The 22610-nt window shown below is 71.2% G+C and carries 19 protein-coding genes and 1 pseudogene; 16 read left to right on the forward strand and 4 right to left on the reverse strand.

Features of this window, described 5'->3' with window-relative positions; genetic code table 11:
* Positions 1–49: 49 nt before the first annotated feature.
* The 4 genes from ACZ7CD_RS36470 to ACZ7CD_RS36485 all read left to right on the forward strand — a co-directional run bounded on the left by ACZ7CD_RS36470 (position 50) and on the right by ACZ7CD_RS36485 (position 2808).
* The gene (locus tag ACZ7CD_RS36470) at positions 50–550 is read left to right on the forward strand and encodes a YbaK/EbsC family protein (protein ID WP_360398538.1); all 501 of its coding nucleotides are present in this window, start codon (positions 50–52) and stop codon (positions 548–550) included.
* Positions 547–1110 (forward strand): GNAT family N-acetyltransferase, encoded by a 564-nt coding sequence (locus tag ACZ7CD_RS36475; protein ID WP_470372202.1) that lies wholly within the window; start codon positions 547–549, stop codon positions 1108–1110. Before ACZ7CD_RS36470 ends, ACZ7CD_RS36475 begins: the two co-directional genes overlap by 4 nt.
* Before the next feature lie 85 nt (positions 1111–1195).
* Positions 1196–1825, forward strand: coding sequence for a GntR family transcriptional regulator (locus ACZ7CD_RS36480; protein WP_470380681.1), 630 nt, complete (start codon positions 1196–1198; stop codon positions 1823–1825).
* Positions 1822–2808 carry a 1-aminocyclopropane-1-carboxylate deaminase gene (locus tag ACZ7CD_RS36485; RefSeq protein WP_470380682.1) on the forward strand — a complete coding sequence of 329 codons (987 nt, stop codon included), beginning with the start codon at positions 1822–1824 and terminating at the stop codon, positions 2806–2808. The genes ACZ7CD_RS36480 and ACZ7CD_RS36485 overlap by 4 nt, the downstream gene beginning before the upstream one ends.
* A 792-nt stretch (positions 2809–3600) precedes the next feature.
* Here the strand turns inward: ACZ7CD_RS36485 and ACZ7CD_RS36490 are convergent.
* Positions 3601–8163, reverse strand: coding sequence for an ATP-dependent helicase (locus ACZ7CD_RS36490; RefSeq protein ID WP_470380683.1), 4563 nt, complete (start codon positions 8161–8163; stop codon positions 3601–3603).
* Between the two features lie 109 nt (positions 8164–8272).
* On the opposite strand from ACZ7CD_RS36490, the gene ACZ7CD_RS36495 reads away from it, so the two are divergent.
* From ACZ7CD_RS36495 to ACZ7CD_RS36530, 8 genes and pseudogenes are all read left to right on the forward strand, one after another.
* Complete coding sequence (locus tag ACZ7CD_RS36495) at positions 8273–10135, forward strand: Hsp70 family protein (protein ID WP_360398528.1); 1863 nt, start codon at positions 8273–8275, stop codon at positions 10133–10135.
* A gap of 49 nt (positions 10136–10184) precedes the next feature.
* Positions 10185–11435 carry an MFS transporter gene (locus ACZ7CD_RS36500; protein ID WP_470380684.1) on the forward strand — a complete coding sequence of 417 codons (1251 nt, stop codon included), beginning with the start codon at positions 10185–10187 and terminating at the stop codon, positions 11433–11435.
* Positions 11436–11444: 9 nt separating this feature from the next.
* Positions 11445–11639: a DUF3046 domain-containing protein gene (locus ACZ7CD_RS36505; protein ID WP_360398524.1), complete on the forward strand. Its 195-nt coding sequence runs from the start codon at positions 11445–11447 to the stop codon at positions 11637–11639.
* Positions 11640–11786: 147 nt separating this feature from the next.
* Entirely contained in the window at positions 11787–12833 is a 1047-nt protein-coding gene (gene recA / locus ACZ7CD_RS36510; RefSeq protein WP_360398522.1) for a recombinase RecA, read from the forward strand.
* Between the two features lie 8 nt (positions 12834–12841).
* Positions 12842–13351, forward strand: coding sequence for a regulatory protein RecX (locus tag ACZ7CD_RS36515; RefSeq protein ID WP_458433745.1), 510 nt, complete (start codon positions 12842–12844; stop codon positions 13349–13351).
* Positions 13352–13403: 52 nt separating this feature from the next.
* Positions 13404–13981, forward strand: a pseudogene (locus ACZ7CD_RS36520) (nucleotidyltransferase family protein).
* Positions 13982–14026: 45 nt separating this feature from the next.
* Positions 14027–14482: a MarR family winged helix-turn-helix transcriptional regulator gene (locus tag ACZ7CD_RS36525; RefSeq protein WP_360398516.1), complete on the forward strand. Its 456-nt coding sequence runs from the start codon at positions 14027–14029 to the stop codon at positions 14480–14482.
* Positions 14483–14589: 107 nt separating this feature from the next.
* A complete protein-coding gene (locus ACZ7CD_RS36530) occupies positions 14590–15390 on the forward strand; it encodes an alpha/beta fold hydrolase (protein ID WP_470380685.1) in 801 nt (266 codons plus the stop codon).
* A gap of 54 nt (positions 15391–15444) precedes the next feature.
* On the opposite strand, the gene ACZ7CD_RS36535 is transcribed toward ACZ7CD_RS36530, so the two are convergent.
* Positions 15445–16245 carry a S1 family peptidase gene (locus tag ACZ7CD_RS36535; protein WP_470372209.1) on the reverse strand — a complete coding sequence of 267 codons (801 nt, stop codon included), beginning with the start codon at positions 16243–16245 and terminating at the stop codon, positions 15445–15447.
* Positions 16246–16652: 407 nt separating this feature from the next.
* Between ACZ7CD_RS36535 and ACZ7CD_RS36540 the strand changes: the two genes are divergently transcribed.
* Together ACZ7CD_RS36540 and ACZ7CD_RS36545 are read left to right on the forward strand one after the other, a co-directional pair.
* Positions 16653–17420, forward strand: a complete 768-nt coding sequence (locus ACZ7CD_RS36540) for an RNA ligase family protein (protein ID WP_470380686.1) — start codon at positions 16653–16655, stop codon at positions 17418–17420.
* A gap of 46 nt (positions 17421–17466) precedes the next feature.
* Positions 17467–18534: an AAA family ATPase gene (locus ACZ7CD_RS36545; protein ID WP_470380687.1), complete on the forward strand. Its 1068-nt coding sequence runs from the start codon at positions 17467–17469 to the stop codon at positions 18532–18534.
* 180 nt (positions 18535–18714) lie between these two features.
* Here the strand turns inward: ACZ7CD_RS36545 and ACZ7CD_RS36550 are convergent, their stop codons facing one another.
* The gene (locus tag ACZ7CD_RS36550; protein WP_470380688.1) at positions 18715–19326 is read right to left on the reverse strand and encodes a DUF4142 domain-containing protein; all 612 of its coding nucleotides are present in this window, start codon (positions 19324–19326) and stop codon (positions 18715–18717) included.
* Here ACZ7CD_RS36550 and ACZ7CD_RS36555 point away from each other — a divergent pair.
* Complete coding sequence (locus ACZ7CD_RS36555) at positions 19282–21072, forward strand: AAA family ATPase (RefSeq protein WP_470380689.1); 1791 nt, start codon at positions 19282–19284, stop codon at positions 21070–21072. The two genes, ACZ7CD_RS36550 and ACZ7CD_RS36555, sit on opposite strands and share 45 nt — an antisense overlap.
* Positions 21073–21179: 107 nt before the next feature.
* The gene (locus ACZ7CD_RS36560) at positions 21180–21896 is read left to right on the forward strand and encodes a helix-turn-helix transcriptional regulator (RefSeq protein ID WP_470380690.1); all 717 of its coding nucleotides are present in this window, start codon (positions 21180–21182) and stop codon (positions 21894–21896) included.
* Positions 21897–21944: 48 nt separating this feature from the next.
* On the opposite strand, the gene eda is transcribed toward ACZ7CD_RS36560, so the two are convergent.
* Positions 21945–22592: a bifunctional 4-hydroxy-2-oxoglutarate aldolase/2-dehydro-3-deoxy-phosphogluconate aldolase gene (eda, locus tag ACZ7CD_RS36565; RefSeq protein ID WP_360398498.1), complete on the reverse strand. Its 648-nt coding sequence runs from the start codon at positions 22590–22592 to the stop codon at positions 21945–21947.
* Positions 22593–22610 lie beyond the last annotated feature (18 nt).

A 22610-nucleotide genomic window follows, 5' to 3' on the forward strand; every position in this document is an offset into this window, starting at 1 on the left:
TCCTCAACCCGGCCCACCGCTCAGCGCCCGCTCGTGGTCTGATGGTGTGGTGAGTGCTGTCGAAAACCCTGCGGAGCACCCCGGGATCCGCAAAGTCGCCGCCGCTCTGCCGCCCGCCGCCGCGGCGCGCATCGTCGTGCTGTCCGACGCGGTGCGCACGGCGGCCGCCGCAGCCGAGGCGGTGGGGGTACCGGTGGGCGCGATCGCGAACAGCCTGCTGTTCGCCGCCGTCCGCGACGGCGTCGCGACCCCGCTGCTGGTGCTGACCTCCGGCGCGCACCGCGCGGACACCGCGCTGGTGGCCGGGCTGGTGGGCGCGGACGCGGTCAAGCGCGCCGACCCCGACTTCGTGCGCGAGCACACGGGCCAGGTGATCGGCGGCGTCTCCCCGGTCGGGCACCCGGCGCCGATCGAGACGCTGGTCGACGAGTCGCTGTCGGGCTACGAGGAGGTCTGGGCCGCCGCCGGGCACCCCCGCGCCGTGTACCCCACGACGTTCGCGGAGCTGGTCGAGCTGACCGGTGGCCGCGTCGCGGTGGTCGCGCAATGACCGCGTCGCCACGCCTGGAGCGCATCGTCGAGATGAGCGCCGCCGAGCTGAACGTGCGACTGAGCGAGGCGCTCGAGCTGTACGTGACCGCGATGAACTACCCGCCCGGCACCGTCGAGCAGCGCGCCCCGATGTGGCTCGCGCACATGATGCGCGAGGACTGGCGCTGCGTGGTCGCGGTGGGGGAGCAGGACGAGCTCGTCGGCATCGGCTACGGCTACCGCGGCGCCACCGGGCAGTGGTGGCACGAACAGGTGCGGCGCGGCCTCATGGCCGTCTCGTCGCCCTCGGTCGTCGACGAGTGGCTCCAGGACTACTTCGAGCTCACCGAGCTGCACGTGCTGCCGCGCGCCCAGGGTCGTGGCCTCGGCGAGGAGCTGCTGCGCAGGCTGCTGGACGGCGTTTCCTCCTCGCGCGTGCTGCTGTCCACCCCCGAAGGCCCGAGCAAGGCGTGGAAGCTGTACCGCCGCGTCGGTTTCCAGGACGTGCTGCGGCACTACCAGTTCACCGGCGACCCGCGCCCGTTCGCCGTGCTCGGCCGCACTCTGCCGGTCACCTAGCTCTCGTCGTCCCACTTCCCGGCCGCAGCACACCTCGTGCTGCGGCCGGTTGCGTTTGCCTGTGACCCACCCTACTCTCACCAATATGCAATATATTGGATATGGGTCGCTGAAAGAGCGAGCTGCGGCGGAGATCAGGTCGGCGATCGTGCGCGGCGACCTCGAACCGGGCACCGCCATCAAGGACGTCGAGCTGGCCCAGAAGCTCGGCCTCTCCCGCACCCCGGTGCGCGAAGCCCTGGCGACCCTCACCGACGAAGGCCTCGTCGAGACCAAACCACACGCCTACACCCGCGTCACCGCACTGGAAGCAGAACCCGTGCGCGACGCCCTCGTCGTCGTCCAGACGATGCACGCCCTCGCCGCCGGCCTCGCCGTCCCCCGGATGACCGACGACGACTTCACCGCCATGCACACCGCCAACAAGGCGTTCAAGAAGGCCCTCGACGCCAACGACGCCGTAGCCGCCCTCGCCGCCGACGACGAGTTCCACGCCGTCGCCGTTCACCGCTGCGACAACTTCGCGATCACCGCCACCATCGACCGCTTCACCCCACTCGTCCGCCGCGCCGAGCACAGCCGCTTCTCGTCCCCCCACGCCCGCCACTCGGTGACCCAGCACCAGCAGATCATCGAGGCCTGCGAACGACGCGACGACAAGCAGGCCGCTCTTCTCGTGGACGAGAACTGGGGCACCCTCCTGGAGGAGCTGTGAACAGGTTCCCGCTGCTCTTCGGCCCGTCCCCGGTCCACCGCCTCGACCGCCTGACCGACCACCTCGGCGGCGCCGCGATCTGGGCCAAGCGCGAGGACTGCAACTCCGGCCTCGCCTACGGCGGCAACAAGACCCGCAAACTCGAGTACCTCGTCGCCGACGCCCTCGCCACCGGCTGCGACACCCTCGTCTCCATCGGCGGCATCCAGTCCAACCACACCCGCCAGGTGGCCGCCGCAGCCGCCCGCGCCGGCCTCAAAGCCGTGCTGGTGCAGGAAAGCTGGGTCGACTGGACCGACACCGGCCACGACCGCGTGGGCAACATCCTGCTGAGCCGCATGATGGGCGCCGACGTCCGCCTCGTGAACGCCGACTTCGGCATCGGCGTCAAACCCGCCTGGGAACAGGCCATCAACGACGTCCGCGCCGCCGGCGGCACCCCCTACCCGATCCCGGCAGGCGCCTCCGACCACCCCCTGGGCGGCATGGGCTTCGCGACCTGGGCCGACGAGGTCCGCGAACAAGAGGCCCAGCTCGGCGTCTTCTTCGACACCATCATCGTCTGCTCGGTCACCGGCAGCACCCAGGCCGGCATGGTCGCCGGCTTCGCAGGCGACCCCAACCGCCGCGTCCTGGGCATCGACGCCTCCGCGAAGCCCGCGGAAACCCTCGCCCAGATCACCCGCATCGCCCACAACACCGCCAAGCTCCGCAACACCACGGTGTCCGAAGAGGACATCCTCCTCGACGACCGCTTCCACGCCGGCGTCTACGGCCTGGCCGACGACACCACCCTCGACGCCATGCGCCTCGGCGCCCAGCTCGAAGGCATGATCACCGACCCCGTCTACGAGGGTAAGTCCCTGGCCGGCCTCATCCACCTCGTGAGCTCAGGCGAGATCGACCGCAACTCCACCGTCCTCTACGCCCACCTCGGCGGCCAACCCGCACTCAACGCTTACAGCTCCCTCTTCCCGGCCTGATGCTCGTTGCCTGTCACTCCAACGGGTGAACCTTGTCCTGATCCGCCCTGTCTGTCGTCTTCTTCCACATGCACCCGCCGAACGATGTCCTGATCCGTCAGTTCGCCCGCCCGCAATGCGGAGGAACGCGGGGGTGCGGCCAGGGTTCGGATTTGAAGTGAGGAGGAAGGTCGACGAGCAGACACGGTTCGAGCCAGCTGACGGAAGCCGGGTCAGCACGGCCAGTGCCGAGTGAGATGGGTGGAGTTGCAGGGCGGGTGAGATGTCAGCGCGGGTTGTCGACTGTGGACTGTCGTCGATGAGTGGGTGGCATCTGCGACGTGGTGAGTCGGGAGTGCTCGGCTCGGCGGGCTGGGCTCGGCGGTAGCGCAGGATCGGGTGTCGCACTTGGATTGGAGATCGTGCTGGGTGAAGCGCGCCCATCGAGTCAGCCAACGCTGCTCGGGTCGGCATCAGCAGGCTTGTTGAGCCGGACCGGGTGATCGGGCACCAGCGGAAGTTTGCTGGCTGCACCTGACCAATCGCACTCGGCCAAGTGGTGCCGCGCCAAGCCGTGCGTGCCTGCTCGCGCCGCGCTCCGCTAACCCGCACCTTTCTGTCACGCCGCACTCCGGACGACCTGCGCCCGGCCGGCCTGCGCCCCTGCCAACCCGCGCCCCTGCCAACCCGCGTCCCGCCAACCTGGACCCTCGCCACGCCGCGGCCCGGCCAATCCGCGCCCCGGCCAACTCGCGCCTGGCCACAGCCGCGCGCCACCCATGCTGCCTACGCCAATCCGGCTCTGGGGTGGGGTCAGGCGCGGAGGCGGAGGCCCTTCGGGGTGGCGCGGAAGCCGGCCTCTTGGAGGACGGTGGCCAGGTGGGAGGTGAGGGCGGATTCGCCGTCGGCGCGTTGGACGGCCAGTTGGCCCAGCCAGCCGTCGCGGACTGCGCGGCTCAGGGCGGTTGCGGCGGTGCGGAGGGTTTGGTCGTCGTCGGTGAAGGAGAGCAGGGACTTGCCGCCGCGTTCCACGTAGAGGGCCGGGGTGCCGTCGACCAGGACGGCCAGGGCACCGGCTTTGCGGGCGGGGCGGTGTTTGCCTTCGCCGAGTGGGGTGGGCCAGGTGAGGGCGGCGCCGTAGGGCTGGGCCGGGTCGGCTGCGGCCAGGACCACGGCGGGCTGGTCCGCCTGTGCGGGTTGGCCCGGGGAGCGGGAGAGGGTGCGGAGGCGGTCGACGGCGCCGCGGGCGGCGAACTGGGCGGCGCCCAGGCCTTCCACGACGTAGCCGCGGATGACCTGACCGGACTCCTCCATGGCGCGCAGGACGCGGTAGACGGAGCTGAAGCCGCCGGTCACGCGTTCGGTGTCGAGGGCGCCGCGGGTGAGGACGCCGTGGCGTTCGAGGAACGACTCGGCGCGGGCGGCGGCGCGGCGGGTCGGGTCGGCGGCCGGGGCGATGGCGAGGGACCAGCGGCCGGCCGCTGATGGCGGGCCGGTGCGGGAGGGCAAGTCGGGGCGGGCGGCGCGCAGGCGGGCGTAGCGGCCGCGCGGGGTGGCGCGGCGGGACTTGTGGGCGGCGCCGCCGCCGGAGACCAGGGCGCGCAGCGGGGCCAGGGTGTCGTTCGTGGCCAGGCCCGCCCAGACCAGGTCCCAGAGGGTGCCGACGACCTCGGCGTCGGTGCACTGCACGGACAGCGAGGTGCGGTCGACGACCTGGCGGAAGAAGAGCGCGCCGCCGGACAGGGACTCCAGCACCGCGGTGTGCAGCGGGGACTCGGGGATCGACTCCGGCACCAGGTCGGGCAGCAGCAGGTCGGCCACGTCGGTGGGGGCCAGCGCGATCCAGCCGTCGCCACCGGACAGGGAACCGCACCCGGTCCAGGTGACCTCGCCGGACGCGGTCAGCTCGTCGAGCAGGGCCGGGTAGTAGCCGGGCAGGCGCGACGGCAGCAGCAGCGACTCCAGCGCACTCGCGGGCAATGGGGCGCCGGCGAGCTGTTCGACGACGGAGAACACGTCGTCGGCGGTCGGGGCGGAGCGCAGGCGGCGGCCGAGACCGTGCCACGCGGGCAGGAAACGGCCGAGCGCTGCGGGTTCGACCGGTTCGACCTCGGAGCGCAGGCGGGCGAGGGAGCCGCGGCGCAGGCGGCGCAGCACGTCGGCGTCGCAGTACTCGGTGTGGGTGCCGCCGGGGCGCAGCTCACCGCGGACCAGGCGGCCGGTGGCGGCCATGCGTTCCAGCACACCCGTCACGACGGCCACGCCCAGGCCGAAACGGGCTGCGGGCTCGGTGGCGGGGAACGGGCCGTGCGTGCGGGCGTAGCGGTTCAGCAGGTCGCCGAGCGGATCGGCGACCGGTTCGGTGAAGGCCTCCGGGACGCCGACGGGCAGTGCCACGCCCAACGCGTCGCGCACCCGGCCCGCGTCCTCGATGGCGATCGTGCGTTCCTCACCGGCGATGCGGACGCGGATCGCACGGCGCTCCGCCACCAGCTCGTCCAGCCACTCCCGCGGCACACCGCGCTCCGCCGCCTCCGCGTCGGAGAGGTCTCCCAGGAACCGCAACAGGTCCGCGGTGTCCTCCGCGTGCCGGGGACGGCGGTCCGCGGACAGGCGCTGCAGGCTCTGCTCGACCTCGGCGACCACCTCGGGGTCGAGCAGCTCGCGGATCGCCTCGGAGCCCAGCAGCTCGGCCAGCAGCGTCGAGTCGAGCGACAACGCGGCCGCGCGGCGTTCGGCGAGCGGTGCGTCGAGCTCGTAGAGAAACATGCCGACGTACCCGAAGAGCAGACTGCGGGCGAACGGCGACGGCGACGGCGTCTCCACCTCGACCACGCGCACCCGCCGCGCGCGCACGTCCGACATCAGCTCACGCAGGCCCGGCACGTCGTAGACGTCCTGCAGGCACTCGCGCATCGCTTCCAGCACAACGGGAAAACGCTCGTACTTCGAGGCCACCGACAACAGCTGCGCCGAACGCTGCCGCTGCTGCCACAACGGCGTGCGCCGGCGCGGGTCGCGACGGGGCAGCAACAGCGACCGGGCCGCGCATTCGCGGAACCGGGCCGCGAACAACGCCGAGCCACCGACCTCGGCGACCACGATCTGCTCGACCTCGTCCGGGTCCAGCAGCACGTCCTCCGCGCTCGCGGTGACCTCCTGCCCGTCGGCGTCCAGCGCGTCGGGCAGCCGCAGGACGATGCCGTCGTCCGAGTGCGCCGTCTGCGCCTCGACCCCGCGCCGCTCCCGCAACCGTGCCGCGATCGCGAGGGCCCACGGCGCGTTCACCTGCGCGCCGAACGGCGAGTGCACCACGAGCCGCCAGTCGCCCAGCTCGTCGCGGAACCGCTCCACCAGCACGGTCCGGTCGTTCGGCACGTGCCGCGTGGCCTCCCGCTGCTCACCCAGGTACGCCAGCAGGTTGTCCGTCGCCCACTCGTCCAGCCCCGCCGAAGCCGCACGGGCACGCGCCGCCGCGTCCTCCATCGTGGACACCTCGCGCAGGAACTTCCCCATGGCACGGCCCAGTTCCAGCGGCCGGCCCGGCGCGTCGCCCTTCCAGAACGGCATCCGCGCCGGCTGGCCGGGAGCGGGCACCACGATCACCCGGTCGTGCGTGATGTCCTCGACCCGCCACGACGACGTGCCCAGCAGGAACGTGTCGCCCACCCGCGACTCGTAGACCATCTCCTCGTCGAGCTCACCGACCCGCGACCCGGGACCGTTCTCCGACGGCGGCGTCATCACCGCGAACAGCCCGCGGTCGGGGATCGTGCCGCCCGAGGTGACCGCCAGCCGCTGCGAACCAGGACGGCCGCGCAGCTCGGAGTTCACCCGGTCCCACGTGATCCGCGGCCGCAGCTCGCCGAACTCCTCCGACGGGTACCGGCCCGACAGCATGTCCAGCACCGCGTGCAACGCCGAGTCCGGCAGCCCCGCGAACGGTGCCGCCCGCCGCACCAGCGCCGTCAGCTCGTCGACCGGCCACGCCTCCATGGCCACCATCGCGACGATGTGCTGCGCCAGCACGTCCAACGGGTTGCGCGGGAACCGCACCGCCTCGATCGCACCGCTCTGCATCCGCTCGGCCACCACCGCGCACGACACCAGGTCGCCGCGGAACTTCGGGAACATCACGCCCCGCGACACCGCACCCACCTGGTGACCCGCGCGGCCGACGCGCTGCAGCCCCGACGCGACCGACGGCGGCGCCTCCACCTGCACCACCAGGTCGACCGCGCCCATGTCGATGCCGAGCTCCAGCGACGACGTGGCCACCACGCACGGCAGCCGCCCCGACTTCAGGTCCTCCTCCACGGCGGTGCGCTGCTCCCGCGACATCGACCCGTGGTGCGCACGGGCCACCGACGCGGACTTCTGCACCGTCAGCCCCGACTGCCCGATTGCCTCCACCGGGAACGACTCCGGCCCGGTGCCCTCCGCGGCCGCGGCCGCCTCCTCGTCGAGCTCGTTCAGCCGCGCCGTGAGCCGCTCCGCGAGCCGGCGCGAGTTCGCGAACACGATCGTCGACCGGTGCGCCCGCACCAGCTCCAGGATCCGCGCCTCGACCGACGGCCAGATCGACGTGCGCTGCTCGGCACCGGCCGCCGACCCCGACACCTCACCCGTCGGCTGGCCGAGCACCGACATGTCCTCGACCGGCACCTCCACCTCGACCTGGATGGTCTTCGGGGTCTTCGGCTGCACCACCGACACCGGCCGCCCACCGGCGAGGAACGTGCTGATCTCCTCGACCGGCCGCACCGTGGCCGACAGCCCGATCCGCTGCGCCGGCCGTTCCAGCAGCGAGTCCAGCCGTTCGAGTGACAACGCCAGGTGCGCGCCGCGCTTGGTGCCCGCCACCGCGTGCACCTCGTCGACGATCACCGTCTCCACCCCGCGCAGCGACTCCCGCGCCGAGGACGTGAGCAGCAGGAACAACGACTCCGGCGTCGTCACCAGCACGTCCGGCGGGGTCCGCCCGAACGCCCGCCGCTCCTCGGGCGACGTGTCACCCGTGCGCATGCCCACCGTGATCGACGGTTCCGCCAGCCCCAGCCGCTGCGCCGCCTGCCGGATGCCCGTCAGCGGCGCCCGCAGGTTCCGCTCCACGTCCACGGCCAGCGCCTTCAGCGGCGACACGTACAGCACCCGGCACCGCCGCCGCGGCTCCTCCGGGACCGCGGCCGACGCCAGCCGGTCCAGCGCCCACAGGAACGCGGCCAGCGTCTTGCCCGAGCCCGTCGGGGCGATGACCAGCGCGTGCTCGCCCGCCGCAGCGGCCGCCCACGCACCCGTCTGCGCCTGGGTGGGCGCCGCGAAGGCCCCGGCGAACCACTGCCTGGTCGCCGGTGAGAATGCCTTCGTCACGTCCATGGAGACCATCATGACGCCGGGGTCTGACAATTTCTGATTGCGCAGGTCCGAGCACCCGCCGGAGCCCCCTGTGGCACGATCACCCCCGAACGTCTGTGAGGGGAGACCGGTGCGCGTCCTGTCCGTCGACCTGGGCACCGCCAACACGGTTGCGGTGCTGTCCGACCACGGTGTCGTGGATGTGGACGGAGGGCCGACCATGCCCTCGTCGGTCTACCTCGACGAGGACGGCACCCTGCTCGTCGGCAGGGAGGCCGAACGCCGGTCCCGGCAGGACCCGTCGCGCTACGAGGCCACGCCCAAGCGCCACATCGACAAGCCCACGATCAAGCTCGCCGGCACGCAGCTCCCGCTCAACGACGCGCTCGCGGCCGTCTACGCACGCGTGATGGAGGCGGTGACCCCGCTGCTGCAGGGCGGGCAGCTCGACGAGATCCGCCTGACCCACCCGGCCGAATGGGGCCCGACCAGGCGCAACAAGCTCCTGTCCGCCGCACGGCTCGCGGGCATGACCGGTGAGCTCGTGCCCGTCCCCGAGGCCATCGCGGTGGCCTCGCTCGGCGGTGGCCGCCCGCTCGCGGTCTACGACTTCGGCGCCGACACGTTCGACGTTTCCGTGCTCGACGCGGAGCACCGCATCCTCGCCGACGGCAGCCTCAGCGACGTCGGTGGCCTGGACGTGGACGAGGCGCTGCTGGAGCACATCGGCCGCACCGTCTCGCACAAGGACCCGGCTGGCTGGCAGCGGCTGCTGCGCCCGGTCACCACCGACGACCACCGCGCCCGCCTCGGTCTGCGCGAGGAGCTGCGGCTCGCGAAGGAGGACCTCTCCGAGCTGCCCCAGGTCGAGGTGATGATGCCGGAGCCGTTCGAGAAGGTCGTCGTCACGCGCGGCGAGCTGGAGGCGCTGATCCGGCCCAGCCTGATCCGCAGCACCGAGCTGCTCATCTCCACCGTCCGCAGAGCCGGCGTCACGCCCGAGCACGTCTACCTCGTCGGCGGCTCCTGCCGGATGCCGCTGGTCGCGCAGACCATCGCGGAGAAGGTCGGCATCGTCCCGACCAACCCCGACCACCCCGAGACCATCGTCGCGTCCGGTGCCCTCGCCGTGGACCGCGCGACGATCACCCTGAAGGCCGAGGACGACAAGCCCCGGTACGACGAGCCGCCCACGGTCGTGACCACGCCGGTCAGCCCGGCCGTGAGCGCTCCGCACCCGGTCGGCCCCACCACCAGCGGCTCGTACCCGGTCAGCCCCACCGCGAGCGGTTCGCACCCGGTCAACCCGAGCACCAGCGGCGCCTACTCCGCCAGTGGCAGCTACCCGGTCACCGGCCCCTACCCGGTGAACCCGTCGGTCAGCGGCAGCTACCCGATGAACTTCCCCGTCCCCCAGCAGGTGCAGAAGAAGGACAACAAGAAGGTCCTGCTCGGCATCGGCGGCGCGGTCGTGCTGGTCGCCGGCGTCATCGGCGCGGTCTTCGCGCTGTCCGGCCCCGACCTGCCCAGCGCCGACGAGTGCAAGGACGACGTCACCCAGGACGGCCAGGGCTTCACCCGCTGCCTGCGCCAGCTCGCCGGCACCGTGCCCGACGGCGGCGGCTGCGAGAAGGCCGACTCCGCGCAGATCACCGGCATGGACGAGATCAAGGGCACGGTCGTGAGCTGCGCGGTCCGCGACGGCTACGAGGTCCAGTACATCCTCACCGACAGCGTCACCGGCGCCGAGAACAACGCCGACGCCGTCGTGAGGTCGTTCCAGACCGACCGGGTCGAGGCCGACTGGACCGGCAACGGCCTGGAGGGCACCTACCGGGCGGCCACCTCGAGCGGTACCGGCGTGCTGGTCTTCACGGCCAAGGGCCGCCCCATGTTCGGCATCCTCACCAAGCACGCCGAGGAGAACGCCGACGAGCTCAAGCCCGACGAGGTCGCCGACTTCTTCGAGAAGTCCGTCCAACCGGGGGAGTAACCGCAACGGCCCTGTCGGCGGGGCGCCCCGGCGTGCCACGATCGCGATCATGGTGACCGTCGCGCCGCAGGTCGAACGCGTGCAGCGCAAGGTCGTTCGGGTCCTGACCGGCACCCAGATCATGGGGTCGGCCGCGATGACGATCGGCCTCGCGATCAGCACGCTGATCGCCGCATCGCTGTCCGGGTCCGACGCCGTCGGCGGGCTCGCGCAGACCGCGGCCGTCGCCGGAGCCGCACTGCTCGCCCTGCCCGGCGCCCGTCTCGCACAACGGCGCGGGCGCCGCCCGGCGTTGACCCTCGGCTACGGCATGGGCGCTATCGGTGCGTTGGTCGCCGCTGTCGCCGTGGCCCTCGGATGGTGGCCCATGTTGTTGGTGGGACTCCTCCTGTTCGGCGGTGCGTCGAGTGCGAACCTCGCGGCTCGTTATGCCGCAACGGATCTCGCGCACCCACAACGCCGTGCGCGTGAGCTGTCGCGCGTGGTGTGGGCGGCCATGATCGGCGCGATCGTCGGGCCGAACCTCGCGGATCCAGCCGGTCGGGTGATGGCCGCGATCGGGCTGCCGGTGGGCGTCGGGCCGTTCGTCCTCGCCGCGCTGGTGCTCGGGATCGCGGTGCTGGGCATCCAGCTCGGCCTGCGCCCCGACCCGTTGGTGGTGGTCAGGAGTACCCGGCCGGTGCAACCGGCGCACTGCTCCGGCGGCGGGGCGCCCGGCGGGGTGCGGATCTGGGGATCGCTCGGGCCGATGGCACGGCTTGCACTCGTTGGGGTGATGTTGTGCCACACGGCGATGGTCGGGCTGATGTCGATGACACCGGTCCACATGAACCACGCCGGGTCGTCGTTGCGCGTGGTCGGCATCGTGATCAGCCTGCACGTGGCCGCGATGTACGCGGCGAGCCCGTTGTTCGGGTGGCTGGCGGACCGGCTGGGCCGGGTGCCGGTGCTCGCCGTCGGGGCGTCGCTGGTCGTGGCGGCCGCCGCGATCGCGGGCATGGCGCCCTCGCACGACGCCCCGCAGCTCGCCGCGGGCCTGGTGGTGCTCGGGTTCGGCTGGTCAGCGGGGCTGGTGTCGGGGTCCGCGCTGCTCACGGAGTCCGTGAGTGTGGACGAGCGCCCCGCGGCGCAGGGGCTGTCCGATCTGATGATGAACGTCGGCGGCGCCGTGGGTGGCGCGGTGGCCGGTGTCGTCGTGACGGCGTGGTCGTACGCCGCGCTCGGGCTGATCGTGGGGTTCACCGCGCTGCCGCTGCTCGTCGTCTGCCTCTTCGCGTCGCTGCGCAGGACCGCCCGTTAGGGTCTGTGCGTGCGCCTCACCATGTTCCGCAAGCTGATGTCGGGGGAGTTCGGCGAGGTCAGGGGGGAGATGATCGCCCGCGACCACGTGCTGTCGTCGCTCGGCGGCCGCACCGCCGACCAGGCGCTGGAGGCCGGGATCGACGCGAAAGCGGTCTGGGTCGCCGTGTGCGAGGCGTTCGAAATCCCCGAAAACCGCCGCTGACCTCGCGGGCCGGAGTGTCACGTGTGCTCGAACACGTGTTCGGCTACAGTGGCCCTGACCCCCGGCTTCGCAAAATTGTCAGACCCCGCCAGTAGCGTCAGGTCCAACATGACGAAGCAACGGCAGACGACAAAAGGTGGACCCAAGATGGCACCCGCAGCACCCGACCGGGACAAGGCGCTCGAGCTGGCCCTGGCGCAGATCGACAAGCAGTTCGGCAAGGGCTCCGTGATGCGCCTCGGCGAAGAGGGCCGCGCTCCGATCGAGGTGATCCCGACCGGTGCGATCGCCCTGGACGTGGCGCTCGGCATCGGTGGTCTGCCGAGGGGTCGTGTCGTCGAGATCTACGGTCCGGAGTCCTCCGGTAAGACGACCGTGGCGCTGCACGCCGTGGCGAACGCCCAGAAGGCCGGTGGCATCGCGGCGTTCATCGACGCCGAGCACGCGCTCGACCCTGAGTACGCGAAGAAGCTGGGCGTCGACACCGACGCGCTGCTGGTCTCCCAGCCCGACACCGGTGAGCAGGCCCTGGAGATCGCGGACATGCTGGTCCGCTCCGGTGCGCTCGACATCCTGGTCATCGACTCGGTCGCCGCACTCGTGCCGCGCGCCGAGATCGAGGGCGAGATGGGCGACAACCACGTCGGTCTGCAGGCCCGCCTGATGAGCCAGGCGCTTCGCAAGATCACCGGTGCGCTCAGCGCGTCCAACACGACCGCGATCTTCATCAACCAGCTGCGCGAGAAGATCGGCGTGATGTTCGGCTCCCCGGAGACCACGACCGGTGGTAAGGCGCTGAAGTTCTACGCCTCCGTGCGCCTGGACGTCCGCCGCATCGAGACCCTGAAGGACGGCGGCGAGCCCGTCGGCAACCGCACCAGGGTCAAGGTCGTGAAGAACAAGGTCGCGCCGCCGTTCAAGCAGGCCGAGTTCGACATCCTCTACGGCAAGGGCGTCAGCCGCGAGGGCTCGCTCATCGACATGGGCGTCGACCAGGGCATCCTGCGCAAGTCCGGTGCCTGGTACACCTACGAGGGCGACCAGCTCGGCCAGGGCAAGGAGAACGCCCGCAAGTTCCTGCTGGAGAACCCCGACATCGCGAACGAGATCGAGAAGCGGATCAAGGACAAGCTCGGCATCGGCGCCACGCTCGACGCCGACGAGTCGGCACCCGCGGCTCCCGTCGAGTTCTGAGTTCCGCGTTGGACGAGGCTGAGGAGCAGCGCAAGGCACGCGACATCTGCTACGCGCTGCTCACCGCTCGTGCCCGGTCCCGGCGCGAGCTGCACGACGCGTTGCTGCGCAAGGGGATCAGCGAAGGCGTGGCCGAGGTCGTCCTCGGCAAGTTCGACCGCGCCGGCCTGATCGACGACGCGCAGTTCGCGGAGATGTGGGTGCAGTCGCGGCACAACTACAACGGTCTCGGCCGCCGCGCCCTCACCATGGAGCTGCGCCGCAAGGGCGTCGCCGACGAGGTGGTGGCCGAGGCCGTCGCCGCCGTCGACGGTGAGGCCGAGGAGGAGAAGGCCCGCGAGCTGGTCCGCAAACGGCTGCGCACCATGTCCGGTGTGGACGAGACGGCGAAGATACGCCGTCTCGTGGGGGCGTTGGCGCGCAAGGGATACGCGGAAGGCCTCGCGTACCGGGTGGTGCGCGACGAGCTGCGTGCCGCCGGGGACGAGGCCTCGGCGCTGGACGAGCCCTGGTCGTAGGCCCGTGCAGCACGGGGCCGCGCTCGCCCGGTTACCGGTGGACGACCAGGTCATGGCGTTGCGTGCGGTCCTCGCGCGCAACGAGCTGCTGGTCGAGGTCCTGACCCAAGCCGCGGGACTGGCCCTGCCGGGTTGGTACCTCACGGCGGGCTGCGTGGTCCAGACGGTGTGGAACGTCGTCACCGGCCGCCCGCCGGGCGAGGGCATCAAGGACTACGACCTGTTCTACTTCGACGACTCCGACCTCGGCTGGGCCGCCGAGAACGAGGTCATCGAGGCCGGCGCGCGGGTTTTCGGCGACCTGCCGGTGGACGTCGAGATCCGCAACGAGGCTCGTGTGCACCTCTGGTACGAGGACCGGTTCGAGGTGCCCTGCGCGCCCCACACTTCAACCGAGGCGGCCATCGACTCGTTCGCGCCACGACCTGTTGCGTGGGCATCAGGCTCGAAGGCGACCGGTGGCGGGTCTACGCGCCACACGGGCTGGCCGACGTGTTCACCCTCGTAGTCCGCCCGAACCCGGTGCTCGCTCCTCGCGGTGTCTACGGGGAGAAGACCCGGCGGTGGCGTGCTCAGTGGCCGGAGCTGACTGTGCTGCCGTGGCCCGAACCGGTGATCGACGGCCGGTGACCGATCTTGCCGCTCGTCCGGTTCGTCACGAGTAGCCTGAACCACGTGAGCACCACTCCCGAGGCGTCGCCCGCTGTGACCCCCACGGTCTCCGAACTGCTGTGCTTCGACCTCTACACGACGTCGCGGGCGGTCACCGGGTTCTACCGGCCGATCCTGGACAAGGCCGGCATCACCTACCCGCAGTTCCTGGTGATGCTGCTGCTGTGGGAGCGGGACTCGCGACCGATCAGGGAGCTCGTCCAGGAGCTCGACCTGGAGTACAGCACCCTGTCGCCGTTGATCAAACGGCTGGAGAAGAGCGGGCTGCTGGTGCGCGTCACGCACCCCGATGACGAGCGTTCGGTGCTGGTCCAGCTCACCGACAAGGGCCGTGAGCTCAGGTGGATCGGTGCGGAGATCACCACCCGGCTGAGCCAGGCGCTCGGCATGGACGCCCAGGAGATCGAGGTCCTGCGCAAGGCCCTGCACCGGGTGAAGCACGGCGCCGAACGCCAGTGAGCTGAATTACATCGCGTACGAGTTAACTCGTCCGATAGGTTACATCGTGCACGACTTAATCGAGCGCGATGCACCATCACCCGGTGCCGGACGAGAGTGAGAGAGCAATGCGAGTTCGCAAGGTTTTCGCCGTTCTGGGGACCCTTCTGGCCCTGGCCGCCGCCGTTCCGTCGGGTGCCGGTGCCGCGGAGAAGACCGAGAAGCCCGGCGCCAAGAAGCCGACCATCGTGCTGGTGCACGGCGCGTTCGCGGACGCCTCCAGCTGGAACGGGGTCGTGGAACGCCTGCAGCGCAAGGGATTCCCGGTCGTCGCGGTGGCGAACCCGCTGCGCGGCCTGACCTACGACGCCAACTACCTGCGCAGGGTCCTCGCCTCGATCGAGGGTCCCGTCGTGCTGGCCGGCCACTCCTACGGCGGCATGGTCGGGTCGCAGGCCGCGCTGGGCAACCAGAACGTGAAGTCGCTGGTCTACGTCGCCGCGTTCGCGCCGGAGAAGGGCGAGAGCGCGCTGGAGCTGTCGAACAAGTTCCCCGGCAGCACGCTCGGCGACACGCTGCAGGTCATCGACCTCGGTGACGGCACCAAGGACCTCGCGATCCAGCAGGACGGGTACTGGCAGCAGTTCGCCGCCGACGTCCCGCGCCGTGAGGCGACGCTGGCCGCGGCGACGCAGCGGCCGGTCAACGACTCCGCGCTGTCGGAGGGCGCCGGTGAGCCCGCGTGGCACGCGATCCCGTCGTACTTCGTGAACGCGGGCAAGGACAAGAACATCCCGGTCGCAGCGCAGCGGTGGATGGCCGAGCGCGCCCACGCCAAGGCCGTCGTCGAGGTCCGCGACGCCTCGCACTCGGTCGCGGTGTCGCACCCGGAGGCCGTCGCCGACATGATCGTCCGCGCGGCGCGGTAGTGCGCGGACCAGGAAGCCGGGACGCGGCAAGGGGCGTCCCGGCTTCCGCCGTGCCTACGGCTTCGCGACCGCGCAGTCCGGCAACGACAGGTCGAGCGTCGTTCCGGGACCGAAGCAGGAGACGAAGCCGAACGTCTGCTGGCCGTAGTTGATGCCGCGCCGGACGGTCACCTGGCCGGCGGCGTCCACCTCGCACGGGTTGTTCATCGTGCAGCGGCCACCGCTCTCGTTGCCGGTGTTGTTGACGCCGACGACCTTGCCGCTGGTGTTGTCGATGATCGGCGAGCCCGAGGTTCCGCCGATCGTGTTGCACGCGGACGTGTAGCGGATGGAGTCGCGCCAGGTCCAGGCGTCCTCCCTGAGCTGGTGCACGAACCCGTCGATCTGGCAGGAGTAGATCCGCTTCCAGTAGCCGGAGACGACACGGATGTCCGTCTGGGCAACGGGGTGCGAGGCCGACAGTTCCAGCGCACGGCTGCCGTACTGCTGCTGGATCTGCCCGTAGGTCGTGTTGAGCTGGTAGAGCGCGGCGTCCGTGCCCGTCATCGTCGCGTAGACGAGCTTGGTGCCGGTGAGGGTCGCGATCTTCGAGCCGGACCCGCCGAGCAGGCTGAAGCTGCGGGACACGGTCTGGTTGACGATCACCTCGCCGGCCTTCATCAGCTTGACGCAGTGCCCGTTGGTGAGCACGAGCGCCTTGTCCGCCGCCGTCGAGGACGGCAGCCGGACCAGTGAGCCGGAGCAGTTGTTGAGCGCCACGATGCCGGTGAAGTCGACAGCGGCCTGAGCGGGTGCCGTCGTCACGCCGAGCGCGGCGATCGCCGCGAGCAGGGTTCCGAGGAGTCGTCGTGCCATTGCAGGGTCCTTTCGGGAAATGGCATCCAACCGGGCCAGCGTGTACGGATCGTATCCGCGCCGCTACCTTCGGAAGTCGGGTGCCGCGCCCGCGTTAACTCGATCGGGCGGTGTCCGTAGGTGGATCTCCGCGCTGTTCGTGCTGTTCACGGCCGGTGTCGTGGTCGGCCTGCCGTGGAATGTAGCGGGTAACGGGCGAAGCAGACCAATCGACTTGGTGATCACACTTCGCAACCGCCCGAGGAGTCCGGCAAGACCCACACCTACGAGGTCGCCTACGCAGTCGGCGCTCAGTCGGGCGAGGTGCAGCTCGTGTTCGAACCGAGCCTCGGCTCCGACAAGGCGGCGTTCGTCGGCCAGGCGTAAACCGTTCGCCCCGCCTGCCGCGGCGAGCTACAAATCGGGGCATGTTGCGCAAGTACCCGCGGACGCCCCACCTCCAGGGCTCGCGCCTGCAACCGGGCGACGAGGACCTCGACCAGGTGCCGTTCCGTGCGATCGCGGGACGGCACCTCGTCGTCGAGGAGAAGCTCGACGGTGCCAACGCGGGCATCAGCTTCACGCCCGACGGCGTGCTGCGGCTCCAGTCCCGCGGCCACTACCTGACCGGTGGGCCGCGCGAACGGCAGTTCGCGCCGCTCAAGGCGTGGGCCGCGACGCATCAGGCGCTGCTGCACGAACGCCTCGGCTCGCGTTTCGTGCTGTACGGGGAATGGTTGTACGCCAAGCACACCGTGTTCTACGACGCGCTGCCGCACCACTTCTGCGAGTTCGACCTGCTCGACCGGGAGACCGGCGAGTTCCTGTCCACTCCGGAACGCCGGCGCGTGCTCGCGGGCACGCCCGTGGTGTCCGTGCCCGTGCTGCACGAAGGTCCGTTGCGGGTGCTCAAGGACCTGAAGGCGTTGGTCGGGCCGTCGACGTGCCGCACGGCGCGATGGCGTGACGTCTTGGTGGAGGCGGCGCGCTCGGCCGGACAGGACCCGGATGTCGTTGTCGCGGAAACGGATTCCGACGACGACATGGAAGGCCTCTACATCAAGGTGGAGGAGGACGGTCGTACGGTCGAGCGGTACAAGTGGGTGCGCCCGACGTTCCTCACCGCCGTGCTGGACTCGGGCAGCCATTGGCAGGACCGGCCTGTCCTGCCGAACCGGGTGGTGGACCGTGTTTGAGCAGCTCTGCCCAGTCGGTCCATCGTGGACGCTGGACTGGGATGCGGTGCGTGACGAGTTCGCCTGGGTGCGCGCGTTGGAAGGTGTTCCGCAGGACTCGGTGCATCACGCCGAGGGAGACGTTGCGACGCACACGCGAATGGCGTGCGAGGCGTTGGCCGAGCTGCCGGAGTGGCGGGCGCGACCGGAGGCGGACCGGGTGCGGTTGTTCGCGGCGGTGCTGCTGCACGACGTGGCGAAACCGTTCCGCACGCAGGTCGAGGACGGCCGGATCACCGCACACGGCCACTCGCGGGCCGGGGACCTGATGGCGCGCCGGCTGCTGTGGGAGATGGGGCGGCCGATCGAGTGGCGTGAGCACGTCGCCGCCCTGGTGCGCCACCACCAGGTGCCGTTCTGGGCGCTGGAACGGCCGGACCTCGACCGCATCGCGTTCCGGGTGAGCCTGCTCGCGCGCAACGACGACCTGGCGACGCTCGCCCGCGCCGACATCCTCGGCCGGATCTGCGGTGACGCCGCGTCGGTGCTGGAGAACATCGCGCTGTTCGAGGAGTACTGCCGCGAACGCGCGTGCCTGGACCGGCCGCGGGAGTTCCCGTCGGACCACGCCCGGTTCCAGTACTTCCGAACGCCCGGCCGCGACCCCGGTTACGCCGCCTACGACGACACGCGCGTCGAGGTGACCGTGCTGTCGGGTCTGCCCGGTGTCGGGAAGGACCACTGGATCGCCACCCATCGGCCAGGCTGGCCCGTGGTGAGCTTGGACGCCGTGCGCACACGGCTCGGTATCGCTCCCGATGGCGACCAACGGGCCGTGGCGGCGGCTGCGTTCGAAGAAGCGCGGGTGCTGCTGCGGGCGGGGGAGCGGTTTGTGTGGAACGCGACCAACATCTCGCGGCAGCTCCGTGACCGTTGCATCGGGCTCGCGGCGGACTACCGCGCGCGCGTCACGCTCGTCGGGCTGGAAGCACCGAAGAACATGATCCACGCCCGCAACCGCTCCCGCCCGGAACCCGTGCCGGCTGCCGTGATCGACCGGCTCGTCGACAGGTGGGAAGCCGTCGACCCCACCGAGGCGCACATCGTCGACCGCGTCGACACCTCCCGCTGCTGACGACCTCGTCATCCGGCAGCTGACGAGCTCATACCGCGCTGACCTGGCCTCTAGCAACCAGTCTTTTGACGACGACCGCAAACGAGTCATTGCAAAGGCTGCTTCCGGTGGGTGCAGAGCTATAGGGAGAGCTAAGGGCGGGGCGCTGATATATCGGTTGGTGAGGACTCAGCCGATATATCAGCGGCGGTGCTCGCCGTGGTGGCCGACGGCGCGGACGAGCCAGAGGGTTACGGCGCCGGCGACGACGAGCACGGCGATGCCGGTGAGGAAGCCGATGCTCGTGGAGGAGTCGCCGGGTGGCGGCGGGGTGTTCTGCTTGGCCTGGGCGACCGGTGCCTCGGTCATCTGCAGGGACGTCGCCTTCACCAGGCCTGTGCTCTCCAGCAGCAGCATGTGCTTGAGCAGTAGCGTCAGGCCGGTCTGCGCGGCGGAGCGGGCAGGGGCGCTCCTGGTCGTCGCGCGAGCTTGGGCGACCTCGACGATGAGCGAGCCGTCCGCGGCGCGCGCCAGGTTCGCGAACATGCGGTCGAGCTCATCGCCCGAGCTGGACGAGACGGCGTTCGCCCACGACTTCTGCTCGGCTGTCGGCTCCGCCGGCAGAGCCACGCCGAGCTGCGCGGCGGCGTCGGTCACCGCCCGGGACAGCTGGGTGTGCTCGGCGGCGAGCTGACCCGCCACCTTGCGGACCTGGGCGTCCCTGCCCCGGTCGGAGGCCTCCCGGCTGGTCGGCTTCTGCCACAGCGAATGCCGGGCGAGCAGCACCAGCACCTCGCGGTCCGGTGGTTCCACGTCGCCGCGGTCCTCTCGGTACCGAAGGCAGGGTGGGCGGCGGTAACGACTCCATTGCTCGGACGGGATGCGGAGCTCGCGACACTCGGACGGTTGCTGGACGACGCGTTGGCGGGCGTTGCATCGTGCGTGGTCGTCGGCGGCAGGTTCGGCATTGGCAAGACGGCGCTGCTCGACGCGTTCAGCGCGGAGGGCCGCCGGCGCGGTTTCACCGTCCGCTTGGCCAAAAGCGCCCGCCTGGAAAGCCACCTGCCCGGCGCCGTCGTGCGCCAGCTCGCCCCCTGCCTGGCTGGTGAACACGACCTCGAAGAGCTCTATGCCCGTGCCGCGAACTCCGCGCGCCGGGCCCCGGTCCTCCTGGTCGTCGACGACGTGCACGTCGCGGACACGTTCTCCAAGCGCGCCCTCGCCTACCTGCGGCCGCGGCTGCAGGGCCTGCCCGTCGTCATCGCACTCGGTGCGTCCCAGGGTTATCTGTCCACCGACGAGGTGACGCTGCCCGAGATCGCCGGCGCCCACCCGCGGCGCATTGACCTCAACGGCCTCGACGTCGCCACCATCGCACGGCTCACCGACCGCGACCCGCACCGCTGCCACGAGCTCACCGGCGGCAACCCCTACCTGCTGCAGGCCCTGCTGCGCGAGGAGGGCGAGGGATCGGCCGCGGTCGGCGAGATGATCGGCATGCGGCTGCGCGAGTACGGCGGTGCCGCCGAGGTCGCCCGCTCCGCCGCGGTGCTGGACGGTGACGCCGGACTCGACCTGCTGTCCGCGCTCACCGGGTTCGACGCGCTGCCCGCCGTCGACACGCTGGTCCGCCTCGGCGTGCTCGCCGACACCGACCCGCTGACGTTCCGGTATCCGTTCGTGCGCAACAGCATCATCGCCGACATGCCGGTCGCGGTCCGCTCCGCCGCGCACGCCCGCGCCGCCCGGTTGCTGTTCGAGTCCGACGCCCCCGCCGGGCGCGTTGCCGAGCACGTGCTGAAGGCGCGGTCGGTGCGCCTGCCATGGGCCGTCGGCCTGCTGCGCGAGACCGGCGGGGGCGAGCACCTCGAACGGGTGCTCGAAGAACACCTGTCCGAACAGGACCGGCTGTCGGTCGAGGTCGAGCTCGGGCACGCCGAACACCTGGGGGACAACAGGCTCGGCCGCGACCGGGTGCGTGACGCGTTGATGCGGTGCGAGGACCCGCAGCTCGCTGCCACCGTCGCGTTGTCGTTGATCCAGCGCATGTGCACGGGCTCGGACGCCCACTTCGCGGTGTCGCTCGCGATCATGGTCATCGCGCGGTTGCTGCCCGAGGACCGCGACCTGGTCTGGAACCTCGTCTGCACCACGTACCTGCTTTCGGCGAACCGCGACGCGCAGATGGCGCACTGCGCGGGCAAGTACTTCGAGGACCTCGTCGGCGAGGTCCCGCAGGACCGGACCTGCGGCGCGCGCGGTCGGCGTTGCTGGCGGTCGGCAACGCCCGCGGCGGTGACTCGTCCGCGGAGGCCGTCGGACACGCGCTGGAGGCGCTGGAGGGCGGCTGGGTCGACGTCTTCGGTGAACCCTACCTGTTCACGTTCCTGGTGCCGGTGCTCGGCGACGACCCGGAGCACATCGCCAAGCTCTGGCTCACCCACAGCACCGCGCCGGTTGCGAACGACCCGCACCTGCGCCGCGGCATGCTCAGCACGATCGCCCGCGGCTGCGCGTTCCACAACGGCGGCGACCTCGCACGCGCCTACACGTTCCTGACGCCGCCGGTCTCGACCGGCAACCTCGACTGCCCCGCGGTCCTGCTCGCCTCCGCGAAGCTCGCCGAGGTGTGTGTCGAGATGGGATAGTTCGACGAAGCCGCTCCGTTGGTCACCGCGGACGGGGAACTGTTGCAGCACATCAACGTCCTCTACGCGCGAGGCCGGCTCAAGCTCGCGTCGTGCCACGCGGAGGGCGCACTGGAGGACCTGCTGGAAGCCGGTCGCCGCCTGGCTGCGCGGGAGATGCCGAACCCGGCGCTGATGGCGTGGCGGCACCACGCCGTGCGCGCGCACCTGGTGGTGGGCAACCGGGATGACGCCGCACGGCTCGCGCACGAGGAGCTCGACCTGGCCAAGCGGTGGGGGTCGCCGCGGGTGGTCGGGACGGCGTTGATGAGCGTCGGCATCAGCACCGACGACGTCGACGTCCTCGCCGAGGCCGAACAGGTGCTCGCCGGGACACCGCACCGGCTGCTGCACGCGCAGTCGCTGTACTGGCTGGGGCACCACCTGCGCCGCAAGGGCCGCACCGACGCCGCGGCCCCGCACCTGCGCCGTGCGTTCGACCTGGCCCGCCAGCTCAGCGCGTACCCGCTGGCCAAGCTCGCGGGTGACGAGGTGCGCGACGAGGGCGACCAGGTGCAGGGTCTGACCAGGCAGGAGAACCGGGTCGCGCGGATGGCGGCGCAGGGGCAGACGAACCGGCAGATCGCCGAGACCCTGCACCTCACCCGCCGCACGGTCGAGCTGCACCTGTCGAGCGCTTACCGCAAGCTCGGCATCACGGGACGGGCCGAGCTCGTCGCCGCTCTGTGGTCCTGAACCGATGAGCACGGCGCCTTTCGACGCCGTGCTCGTGGCGCCGCCGGGCTAACCGAGCTGGCTCGCCTCGCGGGCGAGGGCCTCGACGCGGTCCCAGTCGCCTGCCTGCAGGGCGTCCTTGGGGGCGAGCCAGGAGCCGCCGACGCAGCCGACGTTGGGCAGCTTCAGGTAGTTCGGCGCCGTCTGCGGGGTGATGCCGCCGGTGGGGCAGAACCGGACGTGCGGGATCGGGCCGCCGATCGACTTCAGGTAGTCGACGCCGCCCGCGGCCTCGGCCGGGAAGAACTTGAGCGCGTCGAGCCCGCGTTCCACCAGCCGCATCACCTCGGACACGGTCGCGGCACCGGGCAGGTACGGCAGCCCGGTCGCGTCGGCGGCGTCGAGGACCCGGTCGGTCGTGCCGGGCGTGACGAGGAACGCCGCCCCCGCCTTCGCCGCCTGCTCGGCGTGCTCGGGCGCGGTGACGGTGCCCGCGCCGATCACGATCTCCGGCACCTCGCGGGCGACGTTCTCGATCGCGGCGAGCGCGGCCGGCGTGCGCAGCGTGAGCTCGATGACGCGGACGCCCCCGCGCAGCAGTGCCTGCGCGAGCGGCACGGCGTGGTCGGCGTCGTCGACCACGACGACGGGGATGACGGGCGACAACGCGAGCAGGTCCGCCCCGGTGGTCGCCCTCGAAATGTCACCGCTGGTCACTGGTGCTCTCCTTGATCG

It is taken from the genome of Lentzea sp. NPDC036949, from assembly GCF_055608075.1.

Excerpts from the sequence above, each read along its gene's own strand:
- ACZ7CD_RS36475 (WP_470372202.1), top strand. The coding sequence starts at position 547 with ATGACCGCGTCGCCACGCCTGGAGCGCATCGTCGAGATGAGCGCCGCC.
- ACZ7CD_RS36480 (WP_470380681.1), top strand. The coding sequence starts at position 1,196 with ATGCAATATATTGGATATGGGTCGCTGAAAGAGCGAGCTGCGGCGGAG.
- ACZ7CD_RS36490 (WP_470380683.1), bottom strand. The coding sequence starts at position 8,163 with ATGGACGTGACGAAGGCATTCTCACCGGCGACCAGGCAGTGGTTCGCC.
- ACZ7CD_RS36500 (WP_470380684.1), top strand. The coding sequence starts at position 10,185 with ATGGTGACCGTCGCGCCGCAGGTCGAACGCGTGCAGCGCAAGGTCGTT.
- recA (WP_360398522.1), top strand. The coding sequence starts at position 11,787 with ATGGCACCCGCAGCACCCGACCGGGACAAGGCGCTCGAGCTGGCCCTG.
- ACZ7CD_RS36530 (WP_470380685.1), top strand. The coding sequence starts at position 14,590 with ATGCGAGTTCGCAAGGTTTTCGCCGTTCTGGGGACCCTTCTGGCCCTG.
- ACZ7CD_RS36535 (WP_470372209.1), bottom strand. The coding sequence starts at position 16,245 with ATGGCACGACGACTCCTCGGAACCCTGCTCGCGGCGATCGCCGCGCTC.
- ACZ7CD_RS36540 (WP_470380686.1), top strand. The coding sequence starts at position 16,653 with ATGTTGCGCAAGTACCCGCGGACGCCCCACCTCCAGGGCTCGCGCCTG.
- ACZ7CD_RS36555 (WP_470380689.1), top strand. The coding sequence starts at position 19,282 with ATGCCGGGCGAGCAGCACCAGCACCTCGCGGTCCGGTGGTTCCACGTC.